Origin of the sequence: Streptomyces sp. NPDC046881 (assembly GCF_040645015.1) — a bacterium.
In the GTDB taxonomy this organism is placed as follows: Bacteria; Actinomycetota; Actinomycetes; order Streptomycetales; family Streptomycetaceae; genus Streptomyces.
Map to the genome: position 1 here is coordinate 1 of NZ_JBEYXJ010000012.1, position 19,233 is coordinate 19,233.

A 19,233-nucleotide genomic window follows, 5' to 3' on the forward strand; every position below is an offset into this window, starting at 1 on the left:
GGCGGGGCCCAGCCGGCGTACCACCCCTACGCGGGACCGGGCGGCGGGCTCGGCGCCACCCCGCCGTACGGGCCCGCGGGCGCCGGGGTCCCGGCGGAGCCGGAGCGGCGCAACGGGCGGTCCACCGCGCTGCTCGTCGTGATCGCGCTGGTCGTCGCGCTGGGCGCGGGCGGCTCGGTGTACGCGCTGATGAAGAACGGCGGCGGGACGGACGACCAGGGCGACGGCAAGCCCGGTCCGGCGCCCACCGCGGGATCCGCGTCGCCGGACGGCTCCGGCTCGGCCACACCGACCGACTCGACGCCGTCGCCGTCCGCCTCCGCCGGGGCGGTACCGGAGGCCTACCTGGGCACCTGGCGGACGACCATCGACAACGCGGCCGGCTCCAACACCCGTGAACTGACCATCCGGCAGGGCGAGGTGGGCGACACCGTGCTGACGCTGGTCGCGGACGGGCCGACCGAGGGCGGGGGGTCGTACCACTGCGTCTTCACGGCCGAGCTGGCCGAAGCGCCGGGCGGCGACGGACCGTTGGAGATCGGGCCGTCCACCGTCACCAGCGGTGAACCCGCCTCCTCCTGCACCCCGGGCGAGGCCACCGAGGTCACCCTGCTGCCGGACGGACGGCTCAAGCGGGAGAAGCGGAGCGGCGGGGAGAGCCTGACCTACGACAAGGGGTAGCCCGGCGTCCAGGGCCTCTCTTCCGGATCTTGCCGGTGTCGCGGGTCGGCCAGGTGGTGCGGTCGCTCGGGGCCGGCCTGAGCCGGAAGAAAGACCCTAGCGCGGCTCGGGAGGCCGTTGCCGGGGCATGTTCGGGCGGCTGCCGTTCGCCGGGGGCAGGGGAAAGCGGCCCCCGCCGCCCCCGACCTCCTGCCGCGGCACCGCCGCCACCGCCGTCTGGATGCCCAGCGGTGCCGCCCCCGTGCGGAACTCCACCATCCAGTCGGTGGTCTCCGTGCGCACCAGCTCCGTGATGTCCTCCGAGAAGCGCCGCAGCACCGACAGGCACCGCTCGGCCGCCTCGCTCGCCGTGCCCTCCGCCGGTCCCAGCACCTCCCGCACGCTCTCCGAGGCCCAGTCGAACTGGAACGCCTGTAGCCGCCGCTGCACCGCCTGGGCGGTGGCGACGTCCCTTATCCAGCCCGACGTGACCCCGAAGAACCGGTCGACGCCGACGCAGGCGGCCGCGAGCAGCAGCGCCAGACAGCCCCAGGGCGCGACCCCGCCGGCCGCCCCGGTCAGCTCCAGCAGGGGCAGCGCGGCCCCGGCCACCGCACCGGCGGCGGCCCCGATCCGCAGCACGCGGGCCCCGCGCCGCTTCCAGACCCGGTCCCGCAGATACCACGCGGCCGTCTCCAGTGCCCGCCGCTCCGCCCACCGGTACAGGTCGTCGAGCCGTTCGGCGGGCTCGCCCCAGTCCCCGAGCGGGAAGGCCCGCCCGGTCAGATCGCCCGGCCGCAGCCCGGCCGCACCCTCGCCCCGCCCGTCCTGAGGCGGACCCTCGGGCTGCATCTCCGGCTGACCCACCCGGCACTCCCTACTGATCACTGATCTCTGCTCACCACCGGTCACTTTGCGTGACATTTCATGTCGGTGCGCGGCCCCCTTCCTACCGCCCAACGGGTGGCGGAGAGGGAGCTTTCCCAGCTTTTCCGCTCGGAAGAGGGCCTTGATCAGGTATACGACTGCCGAACTTCTCACTCGAAAGAGTGGCGGGGCGATGGGGGCGTGGACCACGTAGGCTCGTGCTCAAGGAGAAGACGTAGAGGAGCTGATCGTGTTTCCCGGTGGTGGCCAGGCCAATATGCAGCAGTTGCTCCAGCAGGCCCAGAAGATGCAGCAGGACCTGCAGCGGGCCCAGGAGGAACTGGCGAACACGGAGGTCGACGGACAGGCGGGCGGCGGGCTGGTGCAGGCCACCGTCACCGGCTCCGGTGAGCTGCGGGCGCTGAAGATCGACCCGAAGGCGGTGGACCCGGAGGACACCGAGACCCTCGCCGACCTGATCGTGGCGGCCGTGCAGGCGGCCAACGAGAACGCGCAGGCGCTCCAGCAGCAGAAGCTCGGCCCGCTCGCCCAGGGCCTGGGCGGCGGCAGCGGCATCCCGGGGCTGCCGTTCTGAGGCCTCCGCCTTCCAAGCGGAGGCGGGAGCCAACTACCGTACGTACCGAAAGGTCTCCAGGAAAGGCAGTCCGTTGTACGAAGGCGTGGTCCAGGACCTCATCGACGAGCTGGGGCGGTTGCCCGGCGTCGGTCCCAAGAGCGCGCAGCGGATCGCCTTCCACATCCTGCAGGCGGAGCCGACGGACGTGAAGCGGCTCGCGCAGGCCCTCCTGGAGGTGAAGGCGAAGGTCCGCTTCTGCGCCACGTGCGGCAACGTGGCGCAGGAGGAGCTGTGCGGCATCTGCCGCGACCCGCGCCGCGATCCCTCCGTCATCTGCGTGGTGGAGGAACCCAAGGACGTCGTCGCGATCGAGCGCACCCGTGAGTTCCGCGGCCGGTACCACGTCCTCGGCGGCGCCATCAGCCCGATCGAGGGTGTGGGACCCGACGACCTGCGTATCCGAGAACTTCTCGCGCGGTTGGCCGACGGGACGGTCACGGAGCTGATCCTGGCCACGGACCCGAATCTGGAAGGCGAGGCCACGGCGACGTACCTCGCCCGCATGATCAAGCCCATGGGCCTGAAGGTCACCCGCCTGGCCAGCGGCCTCCCGGTGGGTGGCGACCTGGAATACGCGGACGAGGTGACCCTCGGCCGCGCCTTCGAGGGGAGACGACTCCTAGATGTCTGACGCCACGCTGCACGCCTCGACGCAGAACCCGGACGACTTCGTCGTCCAGATCGCGGACCAGGTCGAGAGCTTTTTGGTGGCCGTCACGGAGGTGGCGAGGGGCGACGAACCCGAATCGGCCGTCCCCTTCCTCCTCCTTGAGGTCTCCCAGCTCCTGCTGGCCGGCGGCCGGCTGGGCGCCCACGAGGACATCGTCCCCGAGGAGCGCTACGAGCCCGACCCGGGCCCGGAACCGGACGTGGACGAACTGCGCGAGAACTTCGCCCGGCTGCTGGACCCGGTCGACGTCTACTCCGAGGTCTTCGACCCGTACGAGCCGCGCAAGGCGCCGGTGCCGGCCCGGATCTCCGACGACCTCGCCGACATCATCACCGACCTGCGGCACGGCATGGTCCACTACCGGGCGGGCCGCACCACCGAGGCCCTGTGGTGGTGGCAGTTCTCGTACTTCTCCAACTGGGGTCCGACGGCCTCCGCGGTGCTGCGTGCCCTCCAGTCCGTCCTCATCCACGTCCGCCTCAACCAGCCCCTGGAGGAGCTGGACGGCCTCGACACCGACCAGGCGGACATGGGCGACGAGACCCTGGAGTTCGAGGCGGGCCGGGTGATGGCCCAGGAGATCGGCGGGCCGCTCGGGATCCGGCCGGGGAAGTAGGCCGGCCGTCCCGCGGCGGCTGTGACCCCGGGCACTTTCCGAGTGTCCGGCGGGCCGCTGGGCAGGTGCCGGTGGCGAGCATCCGGATGTCTCACCATGCGGGAGCAGGGTGGTGGTATTCGGACGCTCGTTAGACTGAGCCGACACAAACGAACCGAGCGAGGAGCGCACGTGGGCCTTGTCGTGCAGAAGTACGGAGGCTCCTCCGTAGCCGATGCCGAAGGCATCAAGCGCGTCGCCAAGCGGATCGTGGAAGCGAAGAAGAACGGCAACCAGGTTGTCGTCGTCGTTTCCGCGATGGGCGACACGACGGACGAGCTGATCGATCTCGCCGAGCAGGTTTCTCCCATGCCTGCCGGGCGGGAATTCGACATGCTGCTGACCGCCGGAGAGCGGATCTCCATGGCCCTGCTGGCGATGGCGATCAAAAACCTGGGCCACGAGGCCCAGTCCTTCACCGGCAGCCAGGCAGGCGTCATCACCGACTCGGTCCACAACAAAGCCCGGATCATCGACGTCACGCCGGGCCGGATCAGGACGGCCCTGGACGAGGGCAACATCGCCATCGTCGCCGGTTTCCAGGGCGTCTCGCAGGACAAGAAGGACATCACCACGCTGGGGCGCGGCGGGTCCGACACCACGGCCGTCGCGCTGGCCGCCGCGCTGGACGCCGAGGTCTGCGAGATCTACACCGACGTCGACGGCGTGTTCACCGCCGACCCGCGTGTGGTGAAGAAGGCCCGGAAGATCGACTGGATCTCGTTCGAGGACATGCTCGAACTGGCCAGCTCCGGGTCCAAGGTGCTGCTCCACCGCTGTGTGGAGTACGCCCGCCGCTACAACATCCCGATCCACGTCCGGTCGTCCTTCAGCGGACTGCAGGGCACGTGGGTCAGCAGTGAGCCGATTGGGGACAAGAAGGTGGAGCAGGCCATCATCTCCGGTGTCGCGCACGACACCTCCGAGGCCAAGATCACGGTCGTCGGCGTGCCGGACAAGCCGGGTGAGGCCGCCGCGATCTTCCGGACCATCGCCGATGCCGAGATCAACATCGACATGGTCGTGCAGAACGTGTCCGCCGCCTCCACCGGCCTGACGGACATCTCCTTCACGCTGCCGAAGACCGAGGGCCGCAAGGCCATCGACGCGCTGGAGAAGAACCGCTCCGGCATCGGCTTCGACTCGCTGCGCTACGACGACCAGATCGGCAAGATCTCCCTGGTCGGCGCCGGTATGAAGACCAACCCGGGCGTCACCGCCGCGTTCTTCGAGGCGCTCAGCAACGCCGGTGTGAACATCGAGCTGATCTCGACCTCCGAGATCCGCATCTCGGTGGTCACCCGCGCCGACGACGTCCCGGAGGCCGTCCGCGCCGTGCACACCGCGTTCGGCCTGGACTCCGACAGCGACGAGGCCGTCGTCTACGGGGGCACCGGCCGATGAGCCGGGGTACGGACCGATGACCGGCAGGCCGACGCTCGCGGTCGTGGGAGCGACCGGGGCCGTCGGCACGGTCATGCTCCAGATCCTGTCCCAGCGGGCGGACATCTGGGGCGAGATCCGCCTGATCGCCTCCCCGCGCTCGGCCGGCCGCAAGCTGACCGTGCGCGGGGCGGAGGTCGAGGTGACGGCCCTGACGGAGGACGCCTTCGCCGGGGTCGACATCGCGCTGTTCGACGTGCCCGACGAGGTCGCCGCCGAGTGGGCGCCGGTCGCCGCCGCGCGCGGCGCGGTCGTCGTCGACAACTCCGGCGCCTTCCGGATGGACCCGGACGTGCCGCTCGTGGTGCCCGAGGTCAATCCGCACACGGTGCGGTCCCGCCCGCGCGGGATCGTCGCGAGCCCCAACTGCACCACCCTGACGATGATCGTCGCCCTGGGCGCGCTGCACGCCGAGTTCGGGCTGCGCGAGCTGGTGGTGTCGTCGTACCAGGCGGTGAGCGGGGCCGGGCGGGCCGGCGTGGAGACGCTGCGGGCCCAGCTGTCCCTGGTGGCCGGGACCGAGCTGGGCACCAAGCCCGGGGACGTGCGGCGGGCCGTCGGGGAGGACACCGGGCCGTTCCCGGAGCCGGTCGCGCTGAACGTCGTACCGTGGGCCGGTTCGCTGCGCGAGGACGGCTGGTCGTCGGAGGAGATGAAGGTCCGCGACGAGTCCCGGAAGGTCCTCGGCCTGCCGAGGCTGCCGGTCGCCGTGACCTGTGTCCGGGTGCCGGTGATCACCACGCACTCGCTCACCGTCCACGCCCGCTTCCAGCGGGAGGTCGGCGTCGACGGCGCCCGCGAGATCCTCGCCACCGCGCCGGGCGTGGTGCTGTGCGACGACCCGGCCGCCGGCGAGTTCCCCACCCCCGCCGACGTGGTGGGCACCGATCCGACCTGGGTGGGCCGGGTGCGGCGGGCGCTGGACGACCCGACCGCGCTGGAGCTGTTCGTGTGCGGCGACAACCTGCGCAAGGGCGCCGCCCTGAACTGCGCGCAGATCGCGGAGCTGATCGCGGCGGAGGCCTCCGCCCCCGCCCAGCCAGGTTTGTAGGATTCAAGTAAGAAGTGTGGCCAGGGGCATGGTCCAATCCACTTGAACCGTCCCCCTTCGGCGACAGAGGATTTCACTCCCCGCCTTCCGCAACCGTACGGAGGCGGGGAGCGTCTTTGCGGTCACCCTTGCGGGACCTGGGGACGTGATGATCCTGGCGTGGGGACGCCGTGATCGGGGCGTGGGGACGCCCGTTCAAATGGGACATAAGGGAAGAGCGGGACGCATGACGGCACTTGAGGCACCGTCGGTTGTCGCAGATGTGACGTCCGGCACGTACAACCCCCGAGGGGGGAAACGTGTCCAACAGGCGTGGCAGAGGTACTCGAACTCACTGCGGCCGGCGGCGCTACGGCCCTGCGACCCCGCGCGGCGCTCCGGCCCCGCACGCCCGGCGGCATGCCGGTGATCGCGCCCATGCCCGCAGCGCGGCCCGCCCGCATACCCAGTCAGCGCGACGGGGCCGAGGAGGCCGCGGGCGCCGTGGCGACCGAGGCCGCCGGGACGACCGTCGACCACCTCACCGAGACCTACCGGGCGCACTACCGCTCGCTGCTCGGCCTCGCCGCACTCCTCCTCGACGACACCGCATCCTGCGAGGACGTCGTCCAGGAGGCCTTCATCCGCGTCCACTCGGCCCGCAAGCGCGTCCGCGACCCCGAGAAGACCCTCGCCTACCTGCGGCAGACCGTCGTCAACCTCTCCCGGTCCACGCTCCGCCGGCGCATCCTCGGCCTGAAGCTCCTGTCCAAGCCGATGCCCGACATGGCGAGCGCGGAAGAGGGCGCCTACGACCAGCTGGAGCGCCGCGACCTCATCAAGGCGATGAAGGGCCTGCAGCGCCGCCAGCGCGAGGTGCTCGTGCTGCGCTACTTCGCCGACATGACCGAGGCCCAGGTCGCCGAGACCCTCGGCATATCGCTGGGCTCGGTGAAGGCGTACGGCTCGCGGGGCATCGCCGCGCTGCGGGTGGCCATGGAGGCACCGGCATGAGCGACCACGCCGAAGGGGGCGGCTCCCATGACAGCCACTCCCACGAGCGCCACTCCCATGAACGACACGAACCCTACGCCTGGCACGAGCCGACAGGGCGCACCGGGCAAGAGCACACGCCACCGCACGCTGGGAACGGAACTGTGAACCACGGCCCCGACGACAAGGGCCCCGAAGGGCTCGACGGCGTCCACAGCCTGGACGGGCTCGACACCGACGAACTGGCCCTGCGCCGGCTGCTGCACTCCGCGGTCGACGACATCCGACCGCGCACCGGCACCCTGGACCACCTGCGCCGCGCCGTCCCCGCGCGCCGCGCCCGCAAACGGCAGGCGGTCGTCGGCGTGGCCGCGGCGGCCCTGTTCATCGGCACCGCCATCCCCGCCCTCGTGCACGTCTCCCAGTCCGGCGGTTCCGATCCCAACACCGCCATGGCCGGCCAGAGCTCCCAGGCCCAGGGCGGCACCGGCCAGGGCAAGGACAAGGGCGGCGACAAGGGCGACAAGAAGGACGGTGCCGCCACCACGGTCAAGCCGGACAAGGACCCCGGCAAGGACGACGAGAAGAGCGACAAGGGCGGCCACGCCGACGGCTCCGCCGGCGGCCCCGGCCCCTCCGTCCCGACGGTCTCGGGCACCCCGCTGTGCACCGCGGCCCAACTGGGCTCCGCCACCGGAACGGTGAACGCCCCCGACACCGCGGGCGTCGTCTACGGCACCTTCCGCGTCACCAACACCTCCGGCACCGCGTGCACCCTCGGCGGCCCGGGCGTCATCACGCCGACCGCCCAGGGCGCCGCCGACCCGGCCAAGGTCTTCAGCGCCCGGCACGTCGCCGGTGACGCGGCGGCCTCCCTGCCCGACCCGTCCCTGGAGGTCTCCTCCCTGGTCCTGCAGCCCGGCTCGGCCTACGAGGAGAAGTTCGCCTTCGTCCCGTCGGAGACCTGCCCCACCACCGGCGGCACCGACACCGGCGGCCCCGACCCGAGCGAGCCGTCGCCGGACCCGACGCCGACCCAGGAAGCGAGTGCCTCCGGCGGTACGACCGACACGGGCGGCTCGGCGGGCACCACCACCCAGCTGGCCGCCGAGGACGGCCCCGCCGACGGCAGCATCGCGGTCACCCACACGGCCCAGGGCGGCGCCCCGTCGGCCGGCGCGGTGGTACCCGGCGCGTGCGCGGGCACGGTCTACTTCACCGGGGTGCTGCCCGGCGCGTGACGCCCCCGCGGGCCGACGGGGCGACCGCCTCGGGGGCGCGGGTGGCGACGGCCGCTGCGGGTCCGTGGCGGCCGGCCGTGCGGTTCCCCGCGCCCCTGCGCGACCGCGGCGGGCCGCACCGGGCGGGCCCGTCCCACGGAAGCGGCACCCTGCCGGAGCGGGAGACGCCCGCACGCCCGGCCGGCACCGCCGCCGGTCACGCGCTGGGCACCGGTGTCCGGTCCTCCGGGACCAGGCCCAGCGCGGCGTCCCGCTGGAACTCGATCTCCCGCCGCAGCAACCGGAACCACATGAACACCACGAACCCGGCGAACACGAACCACTCGCCGGTGTACCCCAGGTTTTGGAACGCCTTCAGATCCAGCCCGCTGCCACTCGGCGCGCTCGCGGGCACGGCCTTCATCCCGGCGTCCCCCTTGTCCAGGGTGACCCACGCGTCGTACAGCCGGTACGGCACGAGGTTCACCAGCGAGGCCGAGCTGATCGCCGCGGTCTGCCCGGCCGGCAGGCCGCCCTGCGCGCTCACCCCGTTGTCCCCGGGCGTCTCGGACGCCTGCAGCGCGCCGGTGACGGTGACCTCGCCGGCGGGCGGCGCGGACACCTTGGCCGCGTCCGCCGTACCGGGCAGCCAGCCCCGCACCACGGGCAGCGCCTTCCCGGAGCCGGTGCGCAGCAGCGTCAGGACGTAGAACCCGCGCTTGCCGTCCAGCTCACGCCCGGGAACCAGCAACTGCTCGCCGTACCGCCCGCTCGCCGTGACCCGCCGGCCCGCCGTGCTCTTGTCGACGGGCAGCATCGAGTCCAGCGGGCGCGCGGGTGCCTCCCGGCCGGCCGCGACCTGCTCGGTCACGGCGCGATGGTCCTGCACCCGGTCCTCGAACCGGCCCAGCTGCCACGACCCCATGAAGACGCAGAAGGGGATGGCGAGCAGCACGAAGACGTTGATGCCCCACCAGCGGGGTGTCAGCAGAAACCGGTACACGCCCTCCACGGTACGGCGCCCGGCCCGGCGGCCGGGCCGCGGGTCGGCCCTCGCCCGCTCAGTTCACCCTGCTCGCCTTGAGGGAGTAGATGAGCGGGATGCGCGGATGGCCCGACGGGAAGCGGTGGTAGCCGTCGCGCACCTCGAAGTTCCGGAACCGCGGGAACAGCGACACGTCGTGCTCGTGCAGGAACTCGACGCGCAGCCCCGTCGCGGCGAGCGCGGAGACCACGTCCCCGAGCGTGTGCTGCCACTCCACGCTGCGGTTGTGGACGGTGGCGGCGTCCAGGTCGGCGTAGGTGCCCGGTTCGTTCCACACCTGTGCGTCCCGGGTGAAGTAGTCGCGCACGACCCGGGTGCCGGTCTCGTCGTCCAGGGTCTCGGTGACCGGGTGGAACTCGGCGAGGTAGAGGAAACCGCCGGGCGCGACGAGGGAGGCGGCCGTCTCGGCCCAGCGCCGGATGTCCGGCAGCCAGCACAGGGCGCCCAGGCCGGTGTAGACGATGTCGTACGACGGCTCGGGCACGGCGCCGGCCGCGTCGTACACGTCGCTGGTGACGAAGGCCGCCCGGTCGGGGCCGTGGCCGAGGTCGGCCGCGAGGGCGCGGGCCGCCTCCACCGCCGGTGCGGAGAAGTCCAGGCCGACGACGCGGGCGGCGCCGCGGTGGAGCCAGGAGAGGGTGTCGGTGCCGATGTGGCACTGCAGGTGCAGCAGCGACTTGCCGGTGACGTCCCCGACCTCCGCCGTCTCGAAGTCCCGCAGGTCGTCCCGGCGGGTGCGGAAACCGTCGAGGTCGTAGAAGGAACCGGAGACGTGGAGGGGGACCCTCTCGTCCCACATCGCCCGGTTGTCCTCGCGCCAGCCGTCGGGGACGGACGGGGCGGAACCGGCGGGCGCGGGCGCGGACGGACCCCCGGGTACGGGTGCGGACGAATCCCCGGGTGCGGGTGCGGACGAACCCCCGGGTACGGAGGGCGAAGGGACGGAAACGCTCATGCGCGGGAAGTTATCCACAGGCTGCGCACACCCGCCACCCAATTGTCGGCGCGGCCAGGCAGTATGGGCGCATGACTGGGGCCATGAGTGAGAGCAGGACGCCGGACACACCGGACATGCCGGACTGGGAGAAGCGGTTCCGCGCACCGCGCGTCTCCCTGCCCGACTGGGCGGAGGACGCGCCGGACCGCTCCCTGTTCGTGTCGAACGCGACCGGGACGTACGAGCTGTACGCCTGGGACAGGGCGACGGGAGGGCAGCGGCAGGTGACGGACCGGCCGAACGGCACGACGGACGGCGTGCTCTCCCCGGACGGCGCGTGGATCTGGTGGTTCGACGACAAGGACGGCGACGAGTTCGGCATCTGGCGCCGCCAGCCCTTCACCGGCGGCCCGGACGAGCCGGCCGTGCCCGGTCTCGACCCCTCCTACCCGGCCGGCCTGGCCCTGTCCCGCGACGGCCGCACGGCGGTCGTCGGCCGCTCCACGGACGAGGACGGCACGACGATCCACCTGGCCCGCGAGGGCGCCGACCCGGTGGAGATCTACCGGCACCGCGAGTCGGCGGGCGTCGGCGACCTCTCGCACGACGGCTCCCTGATCGCCGTCGAGCACACCGAGCACGGCGACGCCATGCACGCCGCGCTGCGGGTGCTGCGCCCGGACGGCACGACGGTCGCCGAGCTGGACGACACCAAGGGCGGCACCGAGGAACTGGGCCTGGAGGTGCTGGGCTTCGCCCCGGTCGACGGCGACACCCGGCTGCTCATCGGGCACCAGCGCCGGGGCCGCTGGGAGCCGCTGGTGTGGGACGTGGCGACGGGCCGGGAGACGGACCTGGCCCTGGACCTGCCGGGTGACGTCAGCGCCGAGTGGTACCCGGACGGCTCCGCCCTGCTCATCGCCCACGGCTTCGAGGCCCGCAGCGAGCTGTTCCGGTACGACCTGGCGGCCCGCGAGCTGACCCGCATCCCCACCCCGCCCGGCACGGTCTCCGGCGCGACGGCCCGCCCCGACGGCAGCGTGGAGTACCTGTGGTCGTCGGCCGCCGAGCCCCCGGCGGTGCGGTCCACGGCCGGCGGGGTGGTGCTCGACCCTCCGGGCATGGCCTGCCCGGCGTCGGTGCCGGTGGAGGACGTGTGGGTGGAGGGCCCCGGCGGCCGTATCCACGCCCTGGTCCAGAAGCCGGCGGGCGCCACCGGCCCGCTGCCCACCGTGTTCGACCTGCACGGCGGCCCGACCTGGCACGACAGCGACTCCTTCGCCGCGGGCCCGGCCGCCTGGGTGGACCACGGGTACGCGGTCGTCCGCATCAACTACCGCGGCTCCACGGGCTACGGCCGCGCCTGGACCGACGCCCTCAAGCACCGGGTCGGCCTGATCGAGCTGGAGGACGTGGCCGCGGTGCGCGACTGGGCGGTCTCCTCCGGCCTCGCCGACCCCGGCCGCCTCGTCCTCACCGGCGCCTCCTGGGGCGGTTACCTCACCCTGCTCGGCCTCGGCACCCAGCCGGACGCCTGGACGCTGGGCATCGCCGTCGTGCCGGTCGCGGACTACGTCACCGCGTACCACGACGAGATGGAGGCCCTGAAGGCCATGGACCGCACCCTGCTGGGCGGCACCCCCGAGGAGGTCCCGGACCGCTTCGCCGCGTCCTCCCCGCTGACCTACGTCGACCAGGTCAAGGCCCCCGTCCACATCTCGGCCGGTGTCAACGACCCCCGCTGCCCGATCCGCCAGATCGACAACTACGTCAAGAGACTCGAGGCCCGCGGCGCGGTCCACGAGGTGTACCGGTACGACGCGGGACACGGTTCCCTGGTCGTGGACGAGCGGATCAAGCAGGTGAGGCTGGAACTGGAGTTCGCCGAGCGGCACCTGCCCGCGTAGCGTCAGCGCAGCTCCGCCAGCCCCCGCCGGGTCGCCGCCACCACCACCCGGTCGCCCTTCGCCAGGACGTGGTCGGCGGAGGTGGCGGTGTGGCCCAGCAGGGCCAGGACCCGCCAGGAGCCGGCGTGGAAGGCCTCCCGGACGGTGCGGCCCTCCAGCCGGGGGTGGCCGTCCACGTCGATCGCGGCGAACAGGAGCACCCGGCGCTCCACGGCGACGGCACCCAGGACCTGGCGGCCCAGCATCGCCCCGGCGAAGGCGGGGGCGGCCAGGTGGGTGACGCTGCGGCTGCGGGTCAGGGCCTGGGGGTAGGCGGTGCGCAGGGTGCGGTAGACGGCGGTGGCGAAGTCGTCGTCGTAGAGGCGCAGGACCACGCGGAGGTCGGGGCGTACGGTCCGGGCGTAGAGCACGGCCTCCAGGTTGGTGGTGTCGGAGCTGGTCACCGCCAGCAGGGCCTGGGCCCGGTGGATCTGGGCGCCCTCCAGGACGCCTTCCTGGGTGACGTCCCCGAGGACCACCGGCACCCGCAGCCGGCGGGCGGTGGCGAGGCCGCGTGCCTCCGGGTCCGACTCGACGCACACCACGGGGATGTTCAGTTCCCGCAGCCGGGTCAGCACCCGGGTGCCGATCTTGCCGAGTCCGAGCAGGACCACGTGCCCGCTCAGGCCGCGCGGGGGTCTGCGCAGGGCGGAGGCGGTGCGGAAGGTGCCGAACGCCTCCAGGGCGGCGGCCAGCAGCAGCGGGAGGAGCAGCAACCCGGTGAGCGCGGAGAGGAGTTGGAGGAGCTGGCGGCCGAGGGGCTCCTTGAGGGCCGGGTCGTCGATCGCGAAGAGGTCGAGGAGGGTGACGTAGAAGGCGCGCACCGGGTGGATGCCGGTGACCAGCCACAGGGCGACGGCCAGGCCGACCACGCAGCCGACCAGGCCGGCCAGGGACCAGCGCAGCCGGCGGGAGAAGAGCGAGGCGAGCGGCATGACGCCGGTCATCCGGCGGGTGGGCGCGGCGGACTCGGCACCGGCCGGGGCGGAGACGTGTTCCAGCACCACGGCCTGGCGGCCGGCGGCCTGCCGGACCTCCTCGTCGTCGGGGAGCAGCCGCGGCGGGTGTTCGCCGCCGCCGTCCGGGTCGCCGCCCGACAGCAGGGCGAGGGTGCACAGTCCGGGACCGGTGCCCACCCCGTCGTCCCCGGTGAGCGGCCGTTCGACGGCCCGCAGCAGCAGGTCCTCGGCCTGGACGACCCGGCTGGTGCCGGCGACGGCGGTGGCGGCCAGCACGGGCGCGGCGGTGTCGGCGTCGGACAGCACGGTCGTGGAGGCCTCGGCGCCGGTGTCCGGTCCGCCGTCGTTGCCGGCGGCCAACGCGGCGGCCTGGTCGAGGAGTTCCTCGATGTGCTGGCCCAGCCGCCGGTTGTACAGGCGCAGGACGAGCCGCAGCCGGGGGTTGAGCCGGCGGGCGGTCAGCGCGGCCCGGATGTTGGTCTCGTCGTCGTCGTACACGAGGGCCAGCGCGGCGGCCCGGGCCACCCCGGCCTCGGCGAGCACCGCCTCGGTCAGCTCGTCCGCCTCCAACACGCCGTCCGGATCCGGGCGTTGGGCTCCGGTCCCGCCGGCGGGCGGTCCGGTGCCGCCGGTCCGGCCGACGGTGCCCACGGCGGCGCTGACCACGCGGTCGAACAGCGCCGCCGACGCGGCCCGGGCCCGGCCGACCACGGGGGGCCGGGCGGTGCGCTCGTTCGGCGGTACGACGAGGGTGACCTGTTCGCCGTGGACCCCGCGCAACTCGGCGGCCAGCCGGTGCGCGAGGCCGTCGTCACCGCACACCACCATGTGCGCCGGCCGGGCCCCCGGGCCCCCTTGATACGGAACGCTCGCCACAAGGGAAAAGAGTGCCCCAAGCAGATGCGTGGTTCCAGCAACGGCCTGAACGGCAGGGAGACGGCTCGCGTACGGAAGGGGAGGCAGTCCAGCAGCCGGAGGTAACCACCCGTGGCCATCACCGAAGACGCCCCGCCCGGCGCGGACCCGGGCCTTGCTCCGCCCCCGCGGGGCCGGCGGCTCAGCTCCCCGCTGGTGCTGACGCTGACGCTCCTGCTGGCCGTGCTCGCCCAGTCCCCGATCCGCGGGCTGCTCGGCACCCCCGCGATGCAGAGCTGGATGACGGTGTTCGTGGCGGTGACCGTGCAGGCGCTGCCCTTCCTGGTGCTCGGTGTGCTGCTGTCGGCGGCGATCGCGGTGTTCGTCCCGGCGTCCTTCTTCGCGCGCGCCCTGCCGCGCCGGCCCGCCCTGGCCGTGCCGGTGGCGGGGATCGCGGGCGCGGTGCTGCCGGGCTGCGAGTGCGCGTCGGTGCCGGTGGCGGGCGCCCTGGTGCGCCGGGGCGTGACCCCCGCCGCCGCCCTCGCCTTCCTGCTGTCCGCGCCCGCCGTCAACCCGGTGGTGCTGACCGCCACCGCCGTCGCCTTCCCCGGGCACCCGGAGATGGTCCTGGCCCGGTTCGCGGCGAGCCTGCTGGTGGCCTGCGCGATGGGCTGGCTGTGGCAGCGGCTGGGCCGCACGGACTGGCTGCGCCCGCCGGCCCACGGCGCGCACGAGGGCGCGAGCAGGGGGGAGGCGTTCTGGGACGCGGTCCGGCACGACGTCATGCACGCCGGCGGTTTCCTGGTGCTGGGCGCGACGGCCGCGGCCACGCTGAAGGCGGCGGTCCCGGCCGACTGGCTGCGCGCGGCCGCCGGGACGCCCCTGGTGTCGGTGCTCGCCCTCGCCGTCCTGGCGGTCCTGCTGTCCATCTGCTCGGAGGCCGACGCGTTCGTCGCGGCCTCCCTCACCCAGTTCTCCCCGACGGCCAAACTGGTGTTCCTGGTGGTGGGCCCGATGATCGACCTCAAGCTGTTCGCGATGCAGGCCGGCACCTTCGGCCGTGCCTTCGCGCTCCGGTTCGCGCCCGCCACCTTCGCGCTGGCCGTCACGGGCGCCGTGCTGACCGGGGCGGTGCTGCTGTGAACCGCCAGGCCCAGGCGGCCGTCCTGTTCCTGCTCGGCGCCGCCCTGCTGCACGCGGGCGCCACCGACCTGTACCTGCGCTACGTCAAGGCGGGCCTGCGCCCCCTCCTGCTGGCCTCCGGCGCCGTCCTGATCGCGGCGGCCGTGGCGACCGCCTGGTACGAGCGCCGCCGCGCCGGCCGGCCCGGGCCGGGGCACGCGCACCCCGAGCCGCGCGTGTCCTGGCTCCTGCTGCTGCCGCTGCTCGCGCTGATCCTGATCGCCCCGCCGGCCCTCGGCTCGTACAGCGCCCTGCGCTCCGGCACGGCCCTGCAGAAGTCGTACGCCTACGGCCCGTTGCCGGCCGGCGACCCGGTGCCGCTCTCGGTCGTGGACTACGCCTCCCGCGCGGCCTACGGCCACGGCCGCTCGCTGCACGGCCGCCTGGTCCGGGTCACCGGCTTCCTCGCGCTGGACCGGGCGGGTCGGCCCTACCTGGTCCGTATGGCCCTCAACTGCTGCGCGGCGGACGCCCAGCCGGTGAAGATCGCGCTGGCCGGCGAGCTGCCGCCGGTCCTGCGCCCGGACGCCTGGCTGGAGGTCACGGGCACGTACACCCCCCGCCTGGTCCGCGACCCGGTCAACAACGGCCCCATCCCCTACCTGAAGGTCACCGCGACCCGACCGGTCCAGGCCCCGCGCGACCCGTACGACGAGACCTGGAACACCTGAGCCGGCGGTGCCGGTTACCGCCCGGCGGCCGCGCCGTCGAAGTCGAAGCGCTCCAGGTCGCTCAGCCACGCCCGGGCGTTGCCGTCGGACGGGGCGCGCCAGTCGCCGCGCGGGGAGAGGGAACCGCCGGCCGAGACCTTCGGGCCGTTGGGCATCGCCGAGCGCTTGAACTGGGAGAACGCGAAGAAGCGGCGGCAGAAGACCTCCAGCCAGTGCCGGATCTCGGCCAGGTCGTACGCCACCCGCTTGGCCGCCGGGAAGTTCGGCGGCCAGGCGCCGGCGTCCGGGTCGTGCCAGGCGTGCCAGGCCAGGAAGGCGATCTTCGAGGGCCGGAAGCCGTAGCGCAGCACATGGAAGAGGGTGAAGTCGTGCAGTGCGTACGGGCCGATCTTCGACTCGGTGGACTGCATCTCCTCGCCCGGTACCAGCTCCGGGCTGATCTCGGTGTCCAGGATCGCGGCGAGGATCTCGCCGGTCTCCTCGTCGAACTGCCCGCTGCTGATGACCCAGCGGATCAGGTGCTGGATCAGGGTCTTCGGCACCCCGGAGTTGACGTTGTAGTGGCTCATCTGGTCGCCGACGCCGTACGTGGACCAGCCGAGCGCCAGCTCGGAGAGGTCGCCGGTGCCGAGGACGATGCCGCCGCGCTGGTTGGCCAGCCGGAACAGGTAGTCGGTGCGCAGGCCGGCCTGGACGTTCTCGAAGGTGACGTCGTACACCGGCTCGCCGGAGGCGAACGGGTGGCCGATCTCCTGCAGCATCAGCCGCGCGGTCGGCGTGATGTCCAGCTCGGCGGCGGTGACGCCGAGCGCGCGCATCAGCTTGTGCGCGTTGTCCTTGGTGTGGTCGCTGGTGGCGAAGCCGGGCAGGGTGAAGGCGAGGATGTCGCTGCGCGGGCGGCCCGCGCGGTCCATCGCCCGGGCGGCGACGATCAGCGCGTGCGTGGAGTCGAGCCCGCCGGACACCCCGATGACGACCTTGGGGCCGCCGATCGCGGCGAGCCGCTGCTGGAGCCCGGCGACCTGGATGTTGTAAGCCTCGTAGCAGTCCAGGGCGAGCCGCTCGGGGTCGGCGGGCACGAACGGGAACCGCTCGACACGGCGGCGCAGCCCGAGGTCGGTGAGCGGCGGGTCCAGCTCGAAGGAGACGGTCCGGAAGCCCCCGGTGCGGTCGCCGTGGGCCCGGCGGTTGTCGTCGAAGGTGCCCATCCGGTGCCGCTCCTGCCGCAGCAGGTCGAGGTCGACGTCGGCGACCGCGTACTGGTCGCCGAGCGGGAAGCGGCCGGACTCGGCGAGCAGCACCCCGTTCTCGTAGATCATGGTCTGCCCGTCCCAGGACAGGTCGGTGGTCGACTCGCCGAGGCCGGCCGCCGCGTAGACGTAGGCGGCCAGGCAGCGGGAGGACGCCGAGCGGCACAGCAGCTTGCGGTCCTCGGCCCGGCCGACGGTGATCGGGCTGCCGGAGAGGTTGACCAGCACGGTCGCCCCGGCGAGGGCGGCCTCGGCGCTCGGCGGCACCGGCACCCACATGTCCTCGCAGATCTCGGTGTGCAGCACCAGCCCGGGCACGTCCTGGGCGGCGAACAGCAGGTCCACCCCGAACGGCACCTCGGCACCGGCGACCCGGATGGTGCCGCCCCGCTCGTCGTGGCCGTCGGCGATCTGCCGGCGCTCGTAGAACTCCCGGTAGTTCGGCGGGTACGACTTCGGTACGACACCGAGGATCCGGCCCCGGTGCACCAGCACCGCGCAGTTGTAGATCCGGTTGCGGTGGCGCAGCGGGGCGCCGACGACGAGCACCGGCAGCAGCTCGGCCGACCCGGCGACGACGGTGCCGAGGGCCTCCTCGACCCGGTCGAGGAGGGCGTCCTGGAGCAGCAGGTCCTCGATCGAGTAGCCGGTGAGGCCCAGCTCGGGGAAGACGGCGACGGCGACGCCCTCGTCCGCGCAGCCGCGGGCCTGGCGCAGGACCGCTTCGGCGTTGGCGTGCGGGTCGGCGATGACGGTGTGGCCCGTGCACGCGGCGATGCGCGCGAAGCCGTGGCTGTAGAGCGACCAGAAGTTCAACGGGGCTTCCTTCATGTCTGGAAGCCTAGATCCCGCCCGCGCCGGGATACTCGGGCCCACCTGAGTACCTCCGCTCTGGCCGGTGCCGCCGGGAGGCGACAGGCTGGGGGTATGCGCCGACGACTCCCGACACCCGCCCTGTGGACCCTGCCGTTCCTCGTGCCGGCCCTGGTCGCCGTCGCGGCGTGGGCCGCCTGGCTGGGCTGGGACCAGCAGCGGGACGTGCACCCGGACGGTTCGACGAGCGGCCCGTACGAGGCCTGGCAGGTGATCGGGCTGGTGCTGACGCTGCTGGTGCCGGTGTACTGGGCCGTGTCCCGGGGCCACACCGCGGGCGCGATCCTCGGCACCACGGCCGGGCTGACGGCCGCGGCCTGGTACGACTGGTCGGACGACACGACCGGCCTCTTCGCGATCGGCGTGGGCCTGGTCGTGATCGGCAGTCTCGCCGGGACCGCCGCCGTCTCGGGGGTGATCGCCCTGGCCGGACGGGGCAGGCGCCGCACCGCACCCTGACCGGCGCGGCCACGGCGCGCCCGCCCCTGCCGGGGCCGGGCACGCCGTGCGGCGGGGTCAGCGGTGGGCGGTGACGTAGTAGAGCGCCATCTCCTCCCACATCAGCGGCACGGGCTCGCTGGTGACCGTGAAGCCCTTCTCCCGCAGCAGGGTCTCGACCCGGTCGAGCGCGCCGTCGGTGTTGTTCACCTCCAGCAGGACGTTCCGCACCTTCGCCCAGTCGGCGTCGTCGATGCCGCGCAGCACCTCCAGCTCCGCGCCCTCGACGTCGATCTTGAGCAGGTCGATGGTCGTGACGTCCGGGTGGTGCTCCGCCAGGAAGCGGGACAGCCGGTCCACGGTGACCGTGATCGTCGAGGCCTGGAACAGGTCGGTGGCCGCCTGCTCGCCGAGGCGCTCGCCCATCAGACGCTTCTGCAGGACCTTCTCCTCCGGGTGGAGGGTGGAGTTGCCGGGCATCGCCGGGTAGTAGGTGAAGGTGGCCTCGCGGGCCTCGGAGCCGACGGCGTACGGGTAGACGGTGACATCGTCGGCCTGGTGCAGTTCCAGGTTCTGCCGCAGCGCCTGGTGGTTCTCCGGCGCGGGTTCGAAGGCGATGATCCGGGCCTTCGGGTACTTCTGCTTCATGTAGAGCGAGAACAGCCCGATGTTCGCGCCGACATCGATGGTGAACGGCGCCTCCGGAAGTCCGGGCTGCTCGTAGTTGTTGTCCTTGAATATCTCCTGGTAGATGAATCGGGCTTCGAACTCCCCGCTGGCATAGCAGGAGAATCCCTCTTCCAATTCAATGAGGTTCAGGGCCATGACCAGTACATTCCTTCCGCCGGGTCCGGAGCGTCGGCCGGCACCGGCCCGCCCCCGCCAGCGATATTTCCACGTGA

General features: G+C 73.0%; 17 protein-coding genes and 1 pseudogene. 12 read left to right on the forward strand and 6 right to left on the reverse strand.

The genetic code is table 11. The features are described 5' to 3' along the window. Nucleotides 1–681: pseudogene (locus tag ABZ923_RS08650) on the forward strand (serine/threonine protein kinase); the annotation flags it as partial. Between the two features lie 96 nt (nucleotides 682–777). On the opposite strand, the gene ABZ923_RS08655 reads toward ABZ923_RS08650, so the two are convergent. Then, the gene (locus tag ABZ923_RS08655) at nucleotides 778–1,527 is read right to left on the reverse strand and encodes an SLATT domain-containing protein (RefSeq protein ID WP_361468531.1); all 750 of its coding nucleotides are present in this window, start codon (nucleotides 1,525–1,527) and stop codon (nucleotides 778–780) included. A gap of 250 nt (nucleotides 1,528–1,777) precedes the next feature. Here ABZ923_RS08655 and ABZ923_RS08660 point away from each other — a divergent pair, with 250 nt between their 5' ends. The 7 genes from ABZ923_RS08660 (at nucleotide 1,778) to ABZ923_RS08690 (ending at nucleotide 8,196) form a co-directional block, all read left to right on the forward strand. Then, nucleotides 1,778–2,122 (forward strand): YbaB/EbfC family nucleoid-associated protein, encoded by a 345-nt coding sequence (locus ABZ923_RS08660; RefSeq protein WP_361468534.1) that lies wholly within the window; start codon nucleotides 1,778–1,780, stop codon nucleotides 2,120–2,122. A 73-nt stretch (nucleotides 2,123–2,195) separates the two neighbouring features. Then, on the forward strand, nucleotides 2,196–2,795 hold the full coding sequence (gene recR / locus ABZ923_RS08665; protein WP_030342446.1) for a recombination mediator RecR: 600 nt from the start codon (nucleotides 2,196–2,198) through the stop codon (nucleotides 2,793–2,795). Continuing rightward, entirely contained in the window at nucleotides 2,788–3,450 is a 663-nt protein-coding gene (locus ABZ923_RS08670; protein ID WP_361468537.1) for a DUF5063 domain-containing protein, read from the forward strand. Before recR ends, ABZ923_RS08670 begins: the two co-directional genes overlap by 8 nt. A 171-nt stretch (nucleotides 3,451–3,621) precedes the next feature. Next, nucleotides 3,622–4,893 carry an aspartate kinase gene (locus ABZ923_RS08675; RefSeq protein WP_356151568.1) on the forward strand — a complete coding sequence of 424 codons (1,272 nt, stop codon included), beginning with the start codon at nucleotides 3,622–3,624 and terminating at the stop codon, nucleotides 4,891–4,893. A gap of 16 nt (nucleotides 4,894–4,909) precedes the next feature. After that, entirely contained in the window at nucleotides 4,910–5,983 is a 1,074-nt protein-coding gene (locus tag ABZ923_RS08680) for an aspartate-semialdehyde dehydrogenase (RefSeq protein WP_361468541.1), read from the forward strand. A gap of 312 nt (nucleotides 5,984–6,295) precedes the next feature. Then, nucleotides 6,296–6,976, forward strand: coding sequence for a SigE family RNA polymerase sigma factor (locus tag ABZ923_RS08685; RefSeq protein ID WP_361468544.1), 681 nt, complete (start codon nucleotides 6,296–6,298; stop codon nucleotides 6,974–6,976). 143 nt (nucleotides 6,977–7,119) lie between these two features. Further along, entirely contained in the window at nucleotides 7,120–8,196 is a 1,077-nt protein-coding gene (locus tag ABZ923_RS08690; RefSeq protein WP_361468547.1) for a hypothetical protein, read from the forward strand. Nucleotides 8,197–8,392: 196 nt separating this feature from the next. On the opposite strand, the gene ABZ923_RS08695 is transcribed toward ABZ923_RS08690, so the two are convergent. After that, nucleotides 8,393–9,178, reverse strand: coding sequence for an SURF1 family protein (locus ABZ923_RS08695; RefSeq protein WP_361468549.1), 786 nt, complete (start codon nucleotides 9,176–9,178; stop codon nucleotides 8,393–8,395). A gap of 58 nt (nucleotides 9,179–9,236) precedes the next feature. After that, a complete protein-coding gene (locus tag ABZ923_RS08700) occupies nucleotides 9,237–10,019 on the reverse strand; it encodes a class I SAM-dependent methyltransferase (protein ID WP_361468552.1) in 783 nt (260 codons plus the stop codon). A 239-nt stretch (nucleotides 10,020–10,258) separates the two neighbouring features. On the opposite strand from ABZ923_RS08700, the gene ABZ923_RS08705 reads away from it, so the two are divergent. Next, nucleotides 10,259–12,064, forward strand: a complete 1,806-nt coding sequence (locus tag ABZ923_RS08705; protein WP_361468555.1) for a prolyl oligopeptidase family serine peptidase — start codon at nucleotides 10,259–10,261, stop codon at nucleotides 12,062–12,064. 2 nt (nucleotides 12,065–12,066) lie between these two features. Here ABZ923_RS08705 and ABZ923_RS08710 read toward each other — a convergent pair whose 3' ends face one another. Continuing rightward, a complete protein-coding gene (locus tag ABZ923_RS08710; RefSeq protein WP_361468786.1) occupies nucleotides 12,067–13,890 on the reverse strand; it encodes an NAD(P)-binding protein in 1,824 nt (607 codons plus the stop codon). Between the two features lie 159 nt (nucleotides 13,891–14,049). Here ABZ923_RS08710 and ABZ923_RS08715 point away from each other — a divergent pair, with 159 nt between their 5' ends. Then, a complete protein-coding gene (locus ABZ923_RS08715; protein WP_361468557.1) occupies nucleotides 14,050–15,060 on the forward strand; it encodes a permease in 1,011 nt (336 codons plus the stop codon). After that, complete coding sequence (locus tag ABZ923_RS08720) at nucleotides 15,057–15,770, forward strand: TIGR03943 family protein (RefSeq protein ID WP_361468559.1); 714 nt, start codon at nucleotides 15,057–15,059, stop codon at nucleotides 15,768–15,770. Before ABZ923_RS08715 ends, ABZ923_RS08720 begins: the two co-directional genes overlap by 4 nt. 14 nt (nucleotides 15,771–15,784) lie before the next feature. Here ABZ923_RS08720 and ABZ923_RS08725 read toward each other — a convergent pair whose 3' ends face one another. Beyond that, nucleotides 15,785–17,851, reverse strand: coding sequence for an NAD(+) synthase (locus ABZ923_RS08725; protein ID WP_361468562.1), 2,067 nt, complete (start codon nucleotides 17,849–17,851; stop codon nucleotides 15,785–15,787). Nucleotides 17,852–17,947: 96 nt separating this feature from the next. Between ABZ923_RS08725 and ABZ923_RS08730 the strand changes: the two genes are divergently transcribed. Continuing rightward, entirely contained in the window at nucleotides 17,948–18,352 is a 405-nt protein-coding gene (locus tag ABZ923_RS08730) for a hypothetical protein (protein ID WP_361468565.1), read from the forward strand. Between the two features lie 57 nt (nucleotides 18,353–18,409). Here ABZ923_RS08730 and ABZ923_RS08735 read toward each other — a convergent pair whose 3' ends face one another. Further along, entirely contained in the window at nucleotides 18,410–19,156 is a 747-nt protein-coding gene (locus tag ABZ923_RS08735; protein WP_361468567.1) for an FkbM family methyltransferase, read from the reverse strand. Nucleotides 19,157–19,233 lie beyond the last annotated feature (77 nt).

Coding starts and splice junctions, on each gene's coding strand:
- ABZ923_RS08730 (WP_361468565.1), top strand. CDS start 17,948: ATGCGCCGACGACTCCCGACACCCGCCCTGTGGACCCTGCCGTTCCTC.
- ABZ923_RS08705 (WP_361468555.1), top strand. CDS start 10,259: ATGAGTGAGAGCAGGACGCCGGACACACCGGACATGCCGGACTGGGAG.
- ABZ923_RS08700 (WP_361468552.1), bottom strand. CDS start 10,019: ATGTGGGACGAGAGGGTCCCCCTCCACGTCTCCGGTTCCTTCTACGAC.
- ABZ923_RS08710 (WP_361468786.1), bottom strand. CDS start 13,890: ATGGTGGTGTGCGGTGACGACGGCCTCGCGCACCGGCTGGCCGCCGAG.
- ABZ923_RS08680 (WP_361468541.1), top strand. CDS start 4,910: ATGACCGGCAGGCCGACGCTCGCGGTCGTGGGAGCGACCGGGGCCGTC.
- ABZ923_RS08670 (WP_361468537.1), top strand. CDS start 2,788: ATGTCTGACGCCACGCTGCACGCCTCGACGCAGAACCCGGACGACTTC.
- ABZ923_RS08725 (WP_361468562.1), bottom strand. CDS start 17,851: ATGAAGGAAGCCCCGTTGAACTTCTGGTCGCTCTACAGCCACGGCTTC.
- ABZ923_RS08735 (WP_361468567.1), bottom strand. CDS start 19,156: ATGGCCCTGAACCTCATTGAATTGGAAGAGGGATTCTCCTGCTATGCC.